Below are 16987 nucleotides of genomic sequence, written 5' to 3'. Positions count from 1 at the left end.
GATTTCTCCGGTAACTCGTTTGTGATGAAGCCATTACTGATTCGTGGCTTCGTTTAGGTGGCTTTTTTTAAGGTGAGTTCATCTTATCGAAGGCAGTGTCAAGCGCTGTCAGCGTTGGGTAAAGGTTCTGTAAAGCCTTTGCGGCCAGCCAAGCTGGGTAAGTGCGGGCATGGTAGACTTGGGCTAAGCCAGAGCAGTCCCAGACGGAGTGAAGAAGGCATGCAAAATCGGGTGCTATTAATAGAGGATGACGACGAGCTACGCATGTTGCTGGCCCGTTACCTTGTTACCCAAGGCTTCACTGTGCGCGAAGCGGCCAACGGTAAAGACGGACTGGCACTGGCTCGAAGCGAATCCTGTGATATTGTGGTTCTGGATATTATGCTGCCTGATATCAACGGGCTCGACGTGCTGCGACAACTGCGTGTCAGCACTCATCTGCCAGTGATTCTGTTGACCGCCCACGGTGATGAAACCGATCGCATTGTGGGTTTTGAGGTGGGCGCCGATGACTACATCCCCAAACCCTGCAACCCCCGTGAGCTGGTAGCGCGCTTGCATGCACTGTTGCGCCGTATTGCGTGGGACCAGAAAGCGGAACTGGAAGACAGTCGCAATTATGGTGACTTGCGCCTTGAGCCAGCCCACAGGCGGGTGCATCAGAAAGGCGCGCCGCTGGATTTGACCGCTACCGAATACGAAGTTCTGCAGGTGCTTCTGGCTCACGCCGGTAGTGTGGTGCGTAAAACCGATCTGATGCAGTGGGCGCTGGGCCGGCGACTTGAAACTTACGATCGCACTCTGGATATGCACATCAGCAATCTGCGTAAAAAACTCGGCAACGACGAACCGCCCCGCATCGAAACCGTGCGCGGGCTTGGTTATAGCTACCGGGTAGTGGCATGAAGCCGTCTCATAACACAAATACTAACGCCGCCGACGGAGCTTCAGGGCCGGGGCGGCGCTTTGCGGTGCCACTGTTTTGGCGCATTTTTTTAATGGTATGGCTGGCCATGGCGTTAACACTGGTAGCTGGACAGTTGGTATCACGGCTGCTGGTGGAACAGGAACAGCAGGCCATGGCGCGCCAGCTTGGGTTGTATGAGCTAGGCCAGGAAGCGCTGGCGCTCAGCCAGAGCGGCGGCGGTGACGCGGCCCGCAAGTTTTTGCGCCAGCAAGGCCGAACCTTGGGCCTGCATCTAATTCTGGCTGGGCCCGAGACTTCCGATGGTCTCGGCCATAGTCGCAATCTGCCGGCTAATGTTCACAACCGTATGGATTCACACTGGTTGGCCTTGAAACCTGCCGCGATTGAATTGGCAGGTAATCATAGATTGATTGCCTGGCCCCGTGGCAAATCCGCCGGCTGGTTGGCCCCCGGATCTTTGAGGGCCATAAACGCCGGCTTTGCGGTAGTGCTGGTCTCCCTGGCCTGCTGGCTGATTGCCCGGCGGCTTTCACGGCCGTTAAAAACCATGGAAGTCACCGCTCGCGCCATCGCTGCCGGCGACAAGAGCCTGCGGGTTGACCCCAAGGTTGCCTCGCGCCGTGATGAAATTGGCGCTCTGGCCAATGCATTTAACGCCATGACCGCACAGTTGTGGGGTCTTCTTGACCGCCAGCAGCAGCTATTACGGGATATATCCCACGATTTACGTACGCCATTGGCACGGCAGCGGGTAGCCATTGAGCTGGCGCTGGACGGTGGCGGGGATAGTGCATTGCTCAACAGCATATTGCGCCAGAACGAGCGCCTGGAAGCCATGACCGAGCAGGTGCTGACCCTTTATCGGCTGGCCGCCCAGGGCGAGCAGTTTGCGTGCCAGCCAGTGGCTGTTATGGAGCTATTAAACGCTTTGCTGCAAGACGCAGCAGGGTATGCCCGTGGACGGGATGTGCAATGCCGGCTGAATGCCAGCGAGCAGGCAACTCACACGCTGGTTCTGGGTGATGCCGGCCTGTTGCACAGAGCCTTTGACAATATTCTACAGAATGCTCTGGACCATACGCCACCAGGACAAGCCTTGACCGTTGCGGTCACGGTTGCAGACAACCGGCTATGGATTGAAATTACCGACAGCGGCCCCGGTGCGCCAGACGAAGCCCTGGCGCACCTGTTTGAACCGTTCTATCGCAGCGACCAATCCCGTGGTGGCCCGGGCTGGGGGCTGGGGCTGGCAATCGCGCAAAAGGTAATTTTAGCCCACGATGGTGAGGTCACTGCCGTTAACGCCGCCGCAGGTGGCCTGGTGGTTCAGGTAAAACTGCCGGTGTTTGTGGTCAGCTGAGCATGCACTCCGCCAACAGCCAATAGATATTCCGGGCAAACAGGCAAAACCGAATGAAAAAAGACTACCCCGTCCCCGCCGGTTATCTTGAGCGGGTCACGGAAATTAAAAAGAGCCGTTTTATAGCCCGCGTGGCCCCGGTAAACAGTCGCGATGAGGTTCATCAATGGCTGGCACAGGCGCAGGCAGATCATCCTGATGCCCGCCATATCTGCTGGGCGTATCAGATTGGCCGCCCGGGCTCGGCGGCCGAAGCGGCCATGAACGACGATGGCGAGCCTTCTGGCACCGCCGGAAAGCCGATACTCAGTGTTATCCAGCACAAAGACATGGGGGATGTGCTGGTATTGGTCATTCGCTATTTTGGCGGAATAAAGCTGGGCGCTGGAGGCTTGGTGCGAGCCTACGCAGGTGCCGCAGAAAGTGTACTGTCGGCGGTAGAGCGGGTGGTACACCAACCCAGCCGGTTGGCCTTGGCGATGATTGGTTTTGCCGATGAACAGCCTCTGCGGCATTGGTGCGAACTGCATAACGCGACCATTACCGAGATCAATTATGGCCAGCAGGTAGCTGTATCTGTCGACGTGCCAGAACCTGCGACAGAAGATTTTGCCGGTTTTTGCAACGCCCGCGGATTGAATTATCATTTCGATACCTGACCCGCTCGCCGGGCGGCGCGTATACTGTTCCAAACCGTTAATTTGAGGAGAACGCGATGATGCGCTTTGTAACCTGTGTAGTTGTAGCGCTGGCTTTGGCCGGTTGCGCAAGCAACGTGGTGACGGATTATGATTCAGCCACGGTTTTTGGTGATTACAACACTTGGGCCTATGCCGACGATGCTGGCGCCGATTCTTTTCTGTCACTCGACGGCAGCCGCGTTCAAAGCGCGCTGGAACGTGAGCTGGAAGGCGAGGCTATGAAGCTGGTTAGCGCCGCTGACGCGGACGTGCTGGTAAATTGGCACATTGCCAAGGAAGAGCGCCTGGAGCAAAGCGGTCTTGGCCTGGGGTTTGGTTTCGGTACCGGTAATTTTGGTTGGGGCCTGTCGGCACCGCCTCCGGTGCGTGAAGTCGACGAGGGTAAACTGGTGATTGAGCTGGCCGATGCACAAAGCCGCCAGGTGATTTGGCGCGCAGCCAGCAAGCGCTACCTGAACGAAAATCAGTCGCCAGAAACGCGGCGCAAGCTGATCGACGAAGTGGTTCAGGAAATGTTCACCAAATATCCGCCAGGGCTGGACTGAATGAGTAAAAAGCACGACGGTGGGCTGGTTTATTCCACCGATCAGGGCCGCATGTGCCCTCAGTGTCGTCATCCGCAGGAACAGTGCAGCTGCGGAAAGGAACAACGCCCGCTGGGTGATGGTGTGGTGCGGGTCAGCCGCGAAACCAAAGGGCGTAAAGGCAAGGGCGTTACCCTGATTAGCGGCATACCCTTGGCAGAGAAAGAGTTGAAAGCTTACACCAAAGAGCTCAAGGCCAAATGCGGTACCGGTGGCACCCTTAAAGACGGTATTGTCGAAATTCAGGGCGACCAGCGGCATATTCTGGTGCCGTTGCTGATGCAGAAAGGTTGGGTAGTAAAACGTTCCGGCGGTTGACCCTGCTCATCAACAAACAGCCATCTGCAAGCAGCAATTGACGATTAACAACACGAACAACCGACGGGAACGGGTATGCACGTAGTGGTTTTAGGCGCGGGTGTGGTTGGCGTTACCAGTGCCTGGTTTTTGCAGCGCCAGGGTTACCAGGTCACAGTGATAGATCGCCAGCCAGCAGCCGGGCTTGAAACCAGTTACGCTAACGGCGGCCAGATTTCCGTGTGCCACGCCGAGCCTTGGGCCAATCCGTCAACGCCGCTGAAGGTTCTGAAATGGCTGCATCGTAATGACGCACCGCTGCTGTTCCGCCCGCGACTGGATGCGGCCCAATGGCGCTGGGCGCTGGCGTTTCTGGGCCAATGCACATCTGCACGGGCGGCCGACAATCTGCGTCAGATGGTCAACTTGGGCCTTTACAGCCGCAGCAAATTACAGGAACTGCGAGCCGAGCTGGGCTTGGACTACGACCACCTGACCCGTGGAATTCTGCACTTTTACACCAGCCAGAAAGAATTCGACAGTGCTCTGGAGCCGGCACGCCAGATGCGCGAATTGGGCTGCGATCGGCAGGAGGTGAGTGCCGCGCGGGCAATCGAACTGGAGCCTGCTCTTGCGCGCCTGAAGCATCGCCTCGCAGGTGGCACCTACACCGCGGAAGACGAATCCGGTGATGCCCGCAAATTTACTCAAGCCCTGGCAGAGCGCTGCAAACAGGCGGGTGTGGTTTTCAAACACAACACCGAAGTGGTTGGGTTTCAGCGCGGTATCGGGCGTGTAGATGCGGTGGAAACCCTGTCCCAAGGCCATCACGATAGTCTGCGCGCAGACGCCTGGGTTCTCAGCCTGGGTAGCTTTAGTGCGCCACTGGCGCGGCAATTGGGGCTGGCTTTGAATATTTATCCGGCCAAGGGCTATTCAATTACCGTGCCGGTGAAAAATCCGGATGCCGCATTCAATGTCAGCCTGACCGACGATGAGTACAAGCTGGTTTATTCACGCTTGGGTGATCGTATGCGCATTGCGGGTACGGCCGAGTTTAGCGGATATTCCCGGCGCCTGAATGTCACACGCTGCCAAGCGGTATTGCGCCGGGTGGCGGCGGTCATGCCTGAGGCGGGTCATTGGGAGCAGGCTGAATACTGGAGCGGGTTGCGGCCGGCAACGCCTTCCAGTGTGCCTTACGTGGGTAAAAGCGCCATTAGTAACCTGTTCCTGAATACTGGCCATGGGACTTTGGGCTGGACCCATGCATGCGGGTCAGCGGCCGCGTTGGCGGATATTATCGCCGGACGGCCGCCGCAGCTGGATTTCCGTTTCTGTGGTTTAACCTAACTGATCGCGAATCTGCTTCTTGTTGATCTTACCCACGCTGGTTTTTGGAATGTCGTCCACAAAGTCCATTTGCTGGGGGATAGCCCACTTGTTGATTTCGCCTTTATCCACATAGCGCTGCAAGTGCGCTTGAATGTCTTCCTGTGTGGCATCCTGGCCGGGCTTTAGTGTGATCAATGCGTGTGGGCGCTCGCCCCATTTTTCATCGGCAACGCCCACAACCGCAGCGGCTGCGACCGCCGGATGCTGGCTGATCAGGTTTTCCAGGTCCAGTGACGACAACCATTCACCACCGGTTTTGATCACATCCTTGATGCGGTCTTTAATCGTCAAGGTCTGATTAGGCTCCATGCTGGCCACGTCGCCAGTGTGCAGCCAGCCGTGTTGCCAAAGTTCTTCGCCTTTTTCCGGCTCTTTCAGATAGCTTTGGGTTAACCAGGGCGTACGCGCGACAACTTCGCCTTTGGCCTGACCGTCGTGGGCGACCGGTTTGCCATCGGTGTCCACAATTTCAACCTGCACCAACGGAATGGCGACACCGGTTTTCACCCGCAGTTCGGCCTGTTGCGCCAGGGGCAGCTCCAGATCTTCCGGTGTCAGGTGGGTGACGGTCAGAATCGGGCAGGTTTCCGACATGCCGTAACCGGTGTACATGCGGATGCCCAGCTCGGCTCCGGCTTCACACAGACCTTTGGTCAGAGCGCTACCGCCTATCAGCACCTGCCAGTTGCTCAGATCTGCGTCTTTGATGGACTCGGTGGCCAGCAGCATCTGCATAATGGTGGGCACGCAGTGGGAAAAGGTCACATTGTGGGTTTTGATCAGGTCCATCAGCAGTTCGGGTTCATAGCGCCCGGGGTATACCTGTTTAATGCCCATTAAGGTGGCAGCGTAGGGAACACCCCATGCGTGCACGTGGAACATGGGCGTCATCGGCATGTAAACAGAACTGGAGCGCAGCAGCGGCGCCTCGTCGAACATTGAAAGGGAGCCTACCATGGCCATGGTGTGCATCACCAACTGGCGATGGCTGAACATCACACCTTTAGGCTTGCCGGTAGTGCCAGTGGTGTAAAAGCAGGTGGCTACGCTGTTTTCGTCAAAATCCGGGAAGTCGAAGTGGCTGTCTTCCTGGGCCAGAAGCTGCTCGTATTCACCCAACATCGGCACGCTGGCGGCTGCAGGCTGGTCGTTATCGGTCAGCTGTATGTAGTGTTTTACCGTCTCGATCTGGTCTTTAACAGCATCGAGTATGGGCAGGAAATCGTCGTGTATCAGCACCACATCGTCTTCGGCGTGATTCATGGTGTATACGATCTGATCCGGTGACAGCCGCACGTTAACGGTGTGCAGAACGGCGCCAATCATCGGTACCGCAAAAAAGCATTCCAGATAGCGGGGCGTATCCCAGTCCATCACTGCAACGGTGTCGCCGGCTTTAACTCCGGCTTTGGTCAGGGCGTTGGCCAGGCGGCCGATACGGGCTTGCAACTCGGTGTAGGTGTAGCGACTTTTGTTCGCGTAAATAATTTCCTGGGAGCCGGCGAATCGCGGCCCGGAAGCCAGTAATTGCTTGATCAGTAATGGATACTGATAGGCGTTTTCTGCTGGAGTCAACAAACGGGTCGAGGCCATGACAATATCCTTTTTGTTATCGGGGGAGGTGGGCCGCTTCAGCCGTAGGTGCACAAATAGGCGGTATCGTATTCGACGGTAACCCGAAAGGTGGAATCGGGCGCAACCCCGAAGCATTCACCGGCACCGTAGGTCATCCATGTTTCCACACCTGGCAAGCACACCGACATCACACCGCTGACAATGGTCATGGTTTCTTTTTGCTGGGTGCTGAACTGGTATTCGCCAGGGCTTATTACGCCAATGGTGGCGGGTAAAGCGTCTGACTGAAAGGCGATCGACTTTGCTTTGCCATCAAAATATTCATTTACCTTAAGCATAAACAGAACTCCGTGTCGGACTGTTTCAGAAATCATTTTGCGTAGTCAATATGCGCCTAATCTAGCGCACTATTTAACTTAGCGCACCGCTACCGTTTTTGCCGCCGCAAGCGCTCACATTTGAGGGGTGGACGCAGAATTCGGAAAAACCGTACGCTAAGCCCGGTTAGTGGCATAGAGCCCTAGAGTGCAGCATGTCACGCAGTGGATAGTTCCTACTCGACTGCATCTGCTAGGCTAGTTTGCTGGAGTGTGGCAGCAAGGGTAGCAAATCCGTTATATAACACTTTGTCATTGTCAAACGGCGTGCTGATGCTTGCCCGGATATATTGAGGAACCGCGCCTCTCCCAACGGCAAAAGCTTCAGCTGCAGCCACTAGGTGGTTTTTCTGACGCAGCTCGATTTCCACTTCTGAAGCTCTCCAGGGCTCGGGCACCTCAATCCAGAAATGCGGACTATGGGGATGGGTTCTAACATTCAGCCCACTCAATAGCCCCGCCACGAGGTCTTTACGCCTGCGGATCTCTGCAACCTGCTGCTTAAGCAACGCCTTCGCGCTACCGTCTTCGATCCACAAGCTGGCGAGCTCGAACGTCAGAGGTGTGGCCATCCAGCACGTGGCGCGCAGTGCGGCAACCAAACGGTCGATCAACTGGGCCGGAGCGTAAATGTAGCCCACTCGAAACCCCGCTGCTACGGCTTTACTCAGGCTGGAAAGGATGACCCCTCTTTCCGGCGCATACTGGCTGAGTTGAGGTGGACGATCCTCAACAAACACAGCATGAGCCTCATCTTCGATAATGAACAGGTTGTGGCTCCGGCAGATCGTTGCGATTGCTTCCCTTCTCTCTGCGCTCAATACTGCGGTTGTCGGATTCTGAATGGTGGGTGTGCAATACAGGGCCGATACCCGGTTCTTTCGGCAAATCTCTTCGAGTGACTCCGGGATCAGGCCCTGATCGTCCATCTCTGCGCCCAGCAGCCTGATGCCAAGAAAACGAGCCGCAGAGATCAAGCCTGGATAGGTTAGCTGCTCAGTAACCAGAGTGTCCCCAGGCCGAAGCAATGCCATGAGTGCGCACAGCAAGCCGTGTTGGCCACCATTGACGCAGAGAACTTGATCAGCATTAGCTTCGAAGTTATCCGTTGAGAGCCAGGCCGCGCCAGCGCGGCGATAGCGTGACAGACCTGCTTCAGGGGTATAAAGCGCAATCTCATGAAGCGTCTGCTGATCATCGGCCAGGCGCCTCAGAGCTTCGGCCAAGAGTATCGTCTCCTGCCCTGGAATATGCATATTCCGGCTCATGTCAACACGCTGCAAAGGCTTCTCAATGAAGTTTCGAAAACCCTCCTCGCGCTCCCGTTCCATACTCCGTTTGCTCACAAATGTTCCATCACCCACACGAGCCTGGACCAGCCCCATGCGTTCAAGTTCCTCGTAAGCACGGCTGATGGTTCCAGGCGTGACACCGAGTTGATCGGCTAGCCTGCGGTGTGGAGGCAACTTGGTTCCTTCTTGAAAAAAATCATCAGAAATTTTTTCTTCGAATGCATTAGCCAATCGCATGTATTTCGTGCCTTGGCCAGCAATAAGAGCCTCTTTAAGAAATAACACCGTGTCAATGTTTGGTTTGACACCCATATTTCATCCCTCTACGCTAATTCACACAATTATTTACACATTTGAACGAATTGTAGCACTATTTCAGCTCAAGCCAAAAGGAATGACATCATGTCAATGTCTGAAGCAATCAGCGCGCCAAGTAAATATCCTAAACTGTGGACGGCTAAAGTGGTGACATCCGTTCTGTTCTTGATCGTCTGCTTGAGCTGGGGAACGACTTGGCTTGGAATAAAGATCGCTGTTGAGAGTGTCCCACCAATCACATCCTCCGGTGTTCGGTTCCTGATCGCCTTCCCGATGTTCCTGGTATTCGCCTTGATACGCCGGGAGCCCATTTGGTTCCCGCGAGAAAAGACGGGGTTCTTTGTGTTTGTGATCTTGACCTACTTTACTCTACCTTACTACCTACTGAACTTCGGCGAAGTGCACGTATCTTCCGGCTTGACCGCGTTATTGTTCAGCACGATGCCTGTTTTCATTCTCATATTTTCTAGGATCTTCCTAAAGGAAAGAATTTATTTCTCGCAGATAGTTGGTATAGGTATAGGATTCGGTGCCTTGTTTATGATCATCAGATCTCAGGGCCTGTATCTTGATCACGCAGATTTTGTTGGTATTGTCGCCATCTTGGCAGCGGCAGTGATGCATGGGCTTTGCTATGTGATCACTAAGAAGAGTGGCGCTGAAATCAGTGTGATTACCTTCAACACTCTACCTATAGGTATTGCAGGGCTATTGCTGACAGTTGCGGGCTACGCTCTGGAGAGCCCCGATTTTGCAGCGGTGTCAATCAGGTCATGGAGCGCACTCGCGTATCTTGGTTTAGTGGCCTCGATTGGCGGCTTTATCGTGTACTTCTTTCTTTTGAAGCGCTTGAGTCCAGTCATCCTCTCCTTTGTATTCATTATCTTTCCTGTCGTGGCTGTGGCCATTGGCTCGTGGTATGAAGGGCGGCCGATATCACATGACCTTGCCCTTTACTCAGGAATATTGCTGACAGGATTTGCAATTACAAAACTCCCCATTGAAAAACTCTTTACCAAAAACACTTAATCAATTGGCGAAAACATGGACGTTTTAAATTTTGACAACTTGGAACGAATCTACAGCCACGCCTCTGGTGTGTATCCAGAGGAATGCTGTGGCTTTGTTTTTGCCGACGGAACCATTCATCTCGGAACAAATATTCAGAATGAGTTAAATCAAAGAAACCCTGATACATATAAGCGCAATGCCGCTAATGGTTATACCTTCTCGGTTCTTGGTACCGTGGCGCTAAATAAAAGTTTTCGAAGTGATAATCCTGCCGTAGTCATTTACCACTCTCATCCCGACGTCGGTGCGTACTTCAGCACTGAGGACCGAGATAAGACCTTATTCAGGCTACCAACCAACTAAAAACGAGGGCCTCCTGATGACGAAGACTAGTCAAACTCTGCAGATATTCGATGATGCTCCGTATCAGACGGAATTTACTGCAAGAGTGGTGGAAATTAGAGAAACAGCAATCGCCTTAGATAAAACTCTTTTCTATCCAACCGGGGGTGGTCAACCGGGGGATATTGGCCACCTATTAATGCCAGATGGAACACCCATAGTGGTGAGAGAGACATTCAGAGACTCCAAAAACAAGAATCTCATCTGGCATGAGATTGCTGCCCAGCCTGAAAAAATCGAAGCCGGGCTTATGGTCACTGGCTCAATCAATTGGGAGCGCAGGTATCAGCACATGAAGATGCATACATGCCTCCATCTACTTTGCGCGATTGTCCATGCTCCGGTAACTGGCTGCAGTATTAGCCCTGATAAGGGCAGACTGGACTTTGACTTGCCCGACACATCGCCAGACAAGGAGGTCGTAACGACACAGTTGAACGAATTGATCAATGCCTCTCGCAATGTGACGATCAGACGCATCTCTGCTGATGATAACGATCAGGTGCAGAAGTTAACCCGGACGCAGTTGGTTGCCCCGCCGGTCATTGCCGGAGCCGTACGAGTGGTTGAAATACCCGGTGTGGACGTCCAACCCTGCGGTGGCACTCATGTGCGTAATACCGCCGAAATAGGTGCCGTTGTGTGCAGCAAAATTGAAAAGAAAAGCCGCCACAACAGGCGAATTATCATTAGATTTGCTTAATGCTAACAAATAAAGATAGGTGGCGGGCAGTCGCCATCTATCTCGCCCCCTACGAATGCAAGAAAAACCTTCGCGTACGATTTTTTCCGAGTTCTGCGTCCGCCCCTTTGACAGCGTTTTATTGCTGCCAGGGGTCGCCGCGGGTATTGCCAACTTTAGGTACTTCCATGTGCATAGCGGCTTTTGCCATCATGTTGGCGCTTGGCGGTGCGGTCAGCAGCAAAAAGACCATAATCAGAATCTCCACGAAGCCTGTGCCCACCGGCTGGTTGGCGAACCAAATCATCGACGCTAATGCCATAGCTCCCACGCCCACGGTGGTGGCCTTGGTCGGCCCGTGCAGGCGGGTAAAAAAATCGGGCAAGACCGTTAGCCCGATGGCGCCCACCAGTGTAAATACGGCACCCAGCAACAACAGGGCTGCGATAACGAATTCGATAAACAGGTTCATTGTTGTGTCGTCTCCTTTGCAAAGCGCCTGGCGCCTCGCTCTGCACCCTTGTTATTCAATAACGCTGCCGCGTTTCAGATATTTGGCCATAGCCACCGTGCTGACAAAACCCATGACGGCAATCAGCAACGCGGCCTCCAGGTACAGACGGGTGTTCAACGTAATACCCAGAAGAATGATGAGCGCGATGGCGTTGATGGCCAGAGTATCTATGGCCAGAACCCGGTCTGGGGCATGTGGGCCAACAATCAGACGATACACGTTAAGCAAGGCCGCAATCACCACCAGGGCGATGGATATCTTCAAGACAATCACAATCATTGGAACATCTCCATCAAAGGCTTTTCATAACGATTGTGAATGGCCTCAATCACTTCTTCTGCGGTTCGGGTGTCTAGCGCGTGAATCAGCAGAATCTTGTGATCATCACTGATATCGGCGGTCACCGTGCCGGGTGTCAGGGAAATGGTGCTGGCCAAAATAGCGATAGCCTGTGGGCAGTCAAGCTGCAGCGGGTAGCTGATAAACATCGGTTCCGGCCGGCGCGGGCTGATAATCAGCCAGGCCACTTCAAAGCTGGCAATCACGATGTCCCATAACACCAGCAGCAAATAACCCGGTAAACGCCAAGCCTTGAACACCGCCGGGCGCTCAGGCCAGAAGCTTTGGGTGAGCTGCGGAATACCCCAGGCCAGTATCAAACCCACAACCACGCTTCCACCGCCAACGCCATCGGCAAGCAACTGCCAGATGCTGAACAGCAGAAGGCTTAGCCAGGGTTGCGGGAAACTCAGGCGATCCAGCATTACGAACTCTCCTCAACCATTGGCGCCTGCAAAGTCTGGATATAACCACGGGTGTCCAGCAGCTGCACTGCAGTGGCGTTGGTATAGGCACTGATAGGCCCGGCCAGTGCCACCATTAATACGCTCATACCAATCAGCGCGCCGGTAGAAATGGCCAGCAACGGCGTTACCGGGGTGCTGTTTTCAATTTCGCCTTCAATATTGCGCCAAAATACCACACTGCCGGCGCGGCTATAGGCAATCAGAGTGAAAAAGCTCCCCGTGAGAACCGTACCCCAAAGCCACGCCATTTCCACGCCGCTGGTGGTGGATTGCAGAATCATCACTTTGCCAAAGAAACCGCTTAGTGGTGGTAAACCTGCAGCGGACACCGCGCCAAAGAAAAACAGCGAGCTAAGCAGGGTTCGATGACGAATCTGCGGCGCCATAACGATTTTGTCAGAAGCGGATCCGCGCTGGCTGCGCACCAGCTCAATCAGCAAAAACAAACCGCCCACTGTCCAGGTAGTGCTAAGCAAGTAGAACAGGGCCGCAGCCAGGCCTTTTTGCGAGCCCAGCGCGATGGGTGCCAGTATAGTGCCAACCGAAATGACCAGCTGCCAGGTCACCAGGGTGCGCAAGGTTTGTGCGCCCATAGCGCCAATAACGCCCATAATAAGGGTGGCGAGCGCTAGCGGGAAAAGCCAGTTCATGCCCAGATTAGCCATCTCGCCGGCGTTGGCGCCAAAAATCAGCGGGTAAACCCGGATAATCCCGTAGATACCGACTTTGGTCATAATGGCAAAAAATGCAGCGACCGGCGCGGTAGCGCTGGCATAGGCCCGTGGTAGCCAGAATGTCAGTGGCAACACCGCTGCTTTAAGGGCAAATACCACCAACAACAGCATGCCACCGGCTTCGACCAGAAAACGTTGGTCGCCGCTGACCTGTGGCACTTTCACGGCCAGGTCGGCCATATTCAATGTGCCGGTAACGCTGTAAATCATGCCCACGCTGATCAGAAACAACGACGAACCCACCAGGTTTAATACGACATAATGCAGCCCTGGCGTTGAGCGCGTGCTTCCACTGCCGTGCATCAGCAGTCCGTAAGAGGCAATCAGCAGAATCTCAAACGCAACAAACAGGTTGAACAGGTCGCCGGTCAGAAAGGCGATATTCAGGCCCATCAGCTGGAACAGGAACAGGCTGTGGAACTGGCGCGTACCTTCGTCGGCACCCCCGATCGAGAACAGATGGCACAGCAGTGCCAGCGACGCCGTTAGAACCAACATCATGGCCGCCAAACGATCCAGCACCATCACAATGCCGAAGGGTGGCTGCCAGTTGCCCATGGCGTAGACACGGTAGGTGTCGTCGCTGGCCAGATTTAGCAGAACAATGGCGGCGGCCAAGGTCAGAACCGAGGTAATAATGGCCAACACCCGGCGCAACGGCATGGGCGCGTAGCCTACAAATATTTGCAGAATAGCGCCCAGTAGCGGGATCAGAATCGGAGCAAGCAGCCAGTGGGTCATAGTGGCCGACGCTCCCGCGCATGCTTGGAAGCCGGCGTACGCTTTTTCGGGTCGCCGTCTACGTGATCATTACCGTGGTCGGCCAGGTTGCGCAGTGATAACACCACCACGAATGCGGTCATGGCAAAGCCGATAACAATCGCGGTTAACACCAGCGCCTGGGGCAATGGGTCTGCGTACTGGTCAGCGGTGCCCAGAATCGGCTGGCTGCCGGTGGCCAGGCGCCCGCTGGCGAACAGGAACAGATTTACCCCGTACGACAGCATGGTCAGGCCCAGCACCACCGGGAACGTGCGGGCGCGCAGCAGCAGATATATTCCGCCGGCGGTGAGCGCACCAATGGCGAGTGCGAATACAAGTTCCATTATTCGGTCTCTCTTTGAGTCAGGGTAGTCGTGTCAGCGCCGTAGCTCGACTCGCTGTTTACAGGACGGATAGCGGAATGGGGGTTGATGCGGCCTACACTGACCAGCATCAGCAGTGTGGCACCCACCACCGCCAGGTACACACCCAGGTCAAACACCAGCGCCGAGGCCAGCTCGAACTTACCCACCACCGGCCAGGTGATATAGCCGAATGTGGAGGTCAGGAACGGATAACCAAACGCCAGGCTGCCGGCGCCAGTAATAACGGCAAACAGCAGACCTAGCGCAATCACATTGTGATAGCGCATGGCGATGCGGTCTTCGGTCCAGGAAAAGCCACTGGCGATGTACTGAAGAATCAGCGCAACGGCGGTTATCAGCCCGGCAATAAAGCCCCCCCCTGGCAGGTTATGACCGCGCAGGAATATAAACGCGGATACCATCAGCGCCATTGGTAGCATCGGACGGGCAATCTGTTTGAGCATGGTGGGGTGGCTTTGGCGGGCCCATGCGTGGCCCAGGCCGTCGCCCGGAGGCGGCGTAAGTGTCGTGTTTTTGAGCATTGCAAAAATGCCCAACGCTGCAATCGCCAGCACTGAAATTTCACCCAAGGTGTCGAAGCCGCGGAAATCCACCAAGATCACATTGACCACGTTGGTACCACCACCACCTGTTTTGCTGTTTGCCAGAAAGAACTCGGAAATCGAACTGAACGGCTGGGTCAGAATGGCTAGGGTAATTATGGTCATGCCGCTGCCGGCTAACAGGGCTATCCCCATGTCACGAACGCGGCGACCACGGCTGCTCTCAACGGGTGTCCATGAGGGCATGTAGTAAAGTGCCAGCATTAACAGCACAACGGTGACGACTTCTACCGACAGTTGGGTCATCGTCAGATCTGGCGCCGAGAAACGCACAAAGGTGAGCGCGGTTAACAACCCGACGACGCTGATCAGTACCAGCGCAAAGAAGCGTTCACGGTGCATGGCTGCAGTGGCCAGAGCGCTGGCAATCAGAACCGCACCCAAAGTTGCCGTGGGCCAGTCCACCGGGGTTAGCCCGTTGCTGCCGATAAAAATGCCCATTTTGCTGATCGGTAAAAACGCCACGGCCAGAGCGCTGACAATTAACAGCATAACGTAGCGCTGCAGTGAGCCGTTCTCGGTGGCGGCGGTAAACCGGTTGGCCCTGAGGCCAAGGCTGAACACCACTTTTTCGAAGATCGCTTTTTCATCAATCTCGCGGAAGCGGTCGTGAAAGGCAAAGAAACGCTCGCGCTGGCTGTACATCAGCAAGCCGCCAAAGAACGCCAAAAAGCTCATAAACAGTGGCAGGTTAAAACCGTGCAGCACTGCCAACTGATAGTCCGGTGCTGGCACGCCCAAGGTTGCGGAAGATGCGGCGTAAAGCAGGGGGCCCACGGATATGGCCGGGAAAATACCCACCATCAGACAGGCGAACACCAATATTTCCACAGGGATTTTCATATAGCGCGGCGGTTCATGAGGTGGGTAGATGGGCAGATTTACGGGCTTGCCGTTAAAAAACACGTCATGGATAAACCGGGCGGAGTAAGCAACCCCGAAAATGCCGGCCAAGGTCGCCACAATGGGCGGTAGCCAGGCCCAGTAACCGGGAAGGTTGAGTGCCAGAGACTCAGCGAAAAACATTTCCTTACTGAGAAAGCCGTTCAGTAGCGGTACACCGGCCATAGAGGCCGCTGCCACCATTGCCAGGGTGGCGGTGTGGGGCATAAATCGCCAAAGCCCGTTAATGCGGCGCATATCGCGGGTGCCGGTTTCATGGTCAATAATGCCGGCCGCCATGAACAGTGAGGCCTTAAACGTGGCGTGGTTGATGACGTGAAACAGGGCAGCAATTGTGGCCAGTTCCGTACCCATGCCGAGCAACAGAACAATCAACCCCAGATGGCTCACAGTGGAGTACGCCAGTAAGCCTTTGAGGTCGTGTTTGAACATGGCGATGTAAGCGCCTAAAAGCAGCGTTGCCATGCCGGTAAAACTGACCATGTAAAACCATTGTTCAGTGCCTGCCAGCGCCGGATACAGCCGCGCCAGCAGGAATATGCCGGCCTTAACCATCGTGGCCGAGTGCAGGTAGGCCGATACCGGCGTAGGCGCCTGCATGGCGTGGGGCAACCAGAAATGGAATGGGAACTGGGCCGATTTTGTAAATGCGCCGAGCAGCACCAAAGTGAGCGCAACCGGATAAAGCGCGTGTGCTTTGATGATGGGCCCTGCGGCCAGCACATCGTCCAGCTCGTAGCTGCCGACAATCTGACCGATGATGAGAATACCTGCTAACAGGGCCAGGCCACCGCCGCCGGTGATCGTCAGCGCCATGCGGGCACCGCGCCGCGCGCCTTTTTTGTGGGTCCAGAAACTGATCAGTAAAAACGACACTAAGCTGGTGATTTCCCAAAAAATCAGCATCAGCAACAAATTGCTGGAAAGCACAATGCCAAGCATTGAACCCTTGAAACACAGCAGCAGGCCGTAAAACTTGCCAATGTTTTCTTCAGGTTTCAAATAGTAGCGGGCGTAGAGAATGATCAGGATACCAATCACCAGAATCAGCAGTGCGAACAGCAGTGACAAGCCATCCAGGCGGAAACTCAGCGACAGCCCCATCGCAGGTAACCATTCGTAGGTGTGCAGGACAACGCCGCCGTCTGCCAGTGTTTGCCAGTGGGGGAACAACGCGGCGAGCGCAATCAGCGCGGGAACGGTTGACGCAATAGCGATGGCTGTGCGCCCGCCTTGCGCGAAAAGTGGTGCGGCCATGGCGCCTAAGAAGGGCAGTAAAACAACCAGGGGGAGCGACATCGCAATCTCAATTGTAGGTGTAGGACAGAAAAAGATGGTACCAGCGATCTATTACCAAC

17 protein-coding genes and 1 pseudogene are annotated in these 16987 nt (G+C 55.0%); 9 read left to right on the top strand and 9 right to left on the bottom strand.

Annotation, left to right across the window (positions count from 1 at the left end; translation table 11 throughout):
• The first annotated feature begins 219 nt into the window (after nt 1-219).
• The 6 genes from ATI45_RS09955 (at nt 220) to ATI45_RS09930 (ending at nt 5223) form a co-directional block, all read left to right on the top strand.
• The gene (locus tag ATI45_RS09955; RefSeq protein ID WP_098419363.1) at nt 220-906 is read left to right on the top strand and encodes a response regulator transcription factor; all 687 of its coding nucleotides are present in this window, start codon (nt 220-222) and stop codon (nt 904-906) included.
• A complete protein-coding gene (locus tag ATI45_RS09950; protein ID WP_098419362.1) occupies nt 903-2288 on the top strand; it encodes a HAMP domain-containing sensor histidine kinase in 1386 nt (461 codons plus the stop codon). Before ATI45_RS09955 ends, ATI45_RS09950 begins: the two co-directional genes overlap by 4 nt.
• A 53-nt stretch (nt 2289-2341) precedes the next feature.
• A complete protein-coding gene (locus tag ATI45_RS09945) occupies nt 2342-2947 on the top strand; it encodes a YigZ family protein (RefSeq protein ID WP_098419361.1) in 606 nt (201 codons plus the stop codon).
• Between the two features lie 59 nt (nt 2948-3006).
• Nucleotides 3007-3534, top strand: coding sequence for a DUF4136 domain-containing protein (locus tag ATI45_RS09940; protein ID WP_098421710.1), 528 nt, complete (start codon nt 3007-3009; stop codon nt 3532-3534).
• Complete coding sequence (locus ATI45_RS09935) at nt 3535-3891, top strand: translation initiation factor Sui1 (RefSeq protein ID WP_098419360.1); 357 nt, start codon at nt 3535-3537, stop codon at nt 3889-3891. It abuts the gene before it with no gap.
• A 75-nt stretch (nt 3892-3966) separates the two neighbouring features.
• Entirely contained in the window at nt 3967-5223 is a 1257-nt protein-coding gene (locus tag ATI45_RS09930) for a D-amino acid dehydrogenase (RefSeq protein WP_098419359.1), read from the top strand.
• On the opposite strand, the gene ATI45_RS09925 is transcribed toward ATI45_RS09930, so the two are convergent.
• The 3 genes from ATI45_RS09925 to ATI45_RS09915 form a co-directional block, all read right to left on the bottom strand.
• Nucleotides 5215-6858, bottom strand: coding sequence for a fatty acid--CoA ligase (locus ATI45_RS09925; RefSeq protein ID WP_098419358.1), 1644 nt, complete (start codon nt 6856-6858; stop codon nt 5215-5217). The genes ATI45_RS09930 and ATI45_RS09925 overlap by 9 nt on opposite strands.
• A 38-nt stretch (nt 6859-6896) precedes the next feature.
• Entirely contained in the window at nt 6897-7178 is a 282-nt protein-coding gene (locus tag ATI45_RS09920; RefSeq protein WP_007350561.1) for a pyrimidine/purine nucleoside phosphorylase, read from the bottom strand.
• A gap of 215 nt (nt 7179-7393) precedes the next feature.
• A complete protein-coding gene (locus ATI45_RS09915) occupies nt 7394-8821 on the bottom strand; it encodes a PLP-dependent aminotransferase family protein (protein ID WP_098419357.1) in 1428 nt (475 codons plus the stop codon).
• Between the two features lie 90 nt (nt 8822-8911).
• Between ATI45_RS09915 and ATI45_RS09910 the strand changes: the two genes are divergently transcribed.
• From ATI45_RS09910 to ATI45_RS09900, 3 genes and pseudogenes are all read left to right on the top strand, one after another.
• On the top strand, nt 8912-9856 hold the full coding sequence (locus ATI45_RS09910) for a DMT family transporter (protein WP_218925827.1): 945 nt from the start codon (nt 8912-8914) through the stop codon (nt 9854-9856).
• 15 nt (nt 9857-9871) lie between these two features.
• Nucleotides 9872-10183, top strand: a pseudogene (locus ATI45_RS09905) (Mov34/MPN/PAD-1 family protein); the annotation flags it as partial.
• 31 nt (nt 10184-10214) lie between these two features.
• Nucleotides 10215-10943, top strand: coding sequence for an alanyl-tRNA editing protein (locus ATI45_RS09900; protein ID WP_098421708.1), 729 nt, complete (start codon nt 10215-10217; stop codon nt 10941-10943).
• Between the two features lie 118 nt (nt 10944-11061).
• Here ATI45_RS09900 and ATI45_RS09895 read toward each other — a convergent pair whose 3' ends face one another.
• From ATI45_RS09895 to ATI45_RS09870, 6 genes are read right to left on the bottom strand one after another with little or no spacing between them, the layout of a single operon-like run.
• Entirely contained in the window at nt 11062-11394 is a 333-nt protein-coding gene (locus tag ATI45_RS09895; RefSeq protein WP_098419355.1) for a Na+/H+ antiporter subunit G, read from the bottom strand.
• A 51-nt stretch (nt 11395-11445) separates the two neighbouring features.
• Nucleotides 11446-11715 (bottom strand): K+/H+ antiporter subunit F, encoded by a 270-nt coding sequence (locus ATI45_RS09890; RefSeq protein WP_098419354.1) that lies wholly within the window; start codon nt 11713-11715, stop codon nt 11446-11448.
• A complete protein-coding gene (locus ATI45_RS09885; protein WP_098419353.1) occupies nt 11712-12200 on the bottom strand; it encodes a Na+/H+ antiporter subunit E in 489 nt (162 codons plus the stop codon). Before ATI45_RS09885 ends, ATI45_RS09890 begins: the two co-directional genes overlap by 4 nt.
• Nucleotides 12200-13717, bottom strand: coding sequence for a monovalent cation/H+ antiporter subunit D (locus ATI45_RS09880; RefSeq protein WP_098419352.1), 1518 nt, complete (start codon nt 13715-13717; stop codon nt 12200-12202). The genes ATI45_RS09885 and ATI45_RS09880 overlap by 1 nt, the downstream gene beginning before the upstream one ends.
• On the bottom strand, nt 13714-14082 hold the full coding sequence (locus tag ATI45_RS09875; protein ID WP_098419351.1) for a Na+/H+ antiporter subunit C: 369 nt from the start codon (nt 14080-14082) through the stop codon (nt 13714-13716). Before ATI45_RS09875 ends, ATI45_RS09880 begins: the two co-directional genes overlap by 4 nt.
• A complete protein-coding gene (locus ATI45_RS09870) occupies nt 14082-16928 on the bottom strand; it encodes a monovalent cation/H+ antiporter subunit A (RefSeq protein WP_098419350.1) in 2847 nt (948 codons plus the stop codon). Before ATI45_RS09870 ends, ATI45_RS09875 begins: the two co-directional genes overlap by 1 nt.
• Between the last annotated feature and the right edge of the window lie 59 nt (nt 16929-16987).

The organism is Marinobacter sp. LV10MA510-1 (genome assembly GCF_002563885.1).
In the GTDB taxonomy this organism is placed as follows: Bacteria; Pseudomonadota; Gammaproteobacteria; order Pseudomonadales; family Oleiphilaceae; genus Marinobacter.
This window is presented reverse-complemented; position numbering and strand designations above follow the sequence as displayed.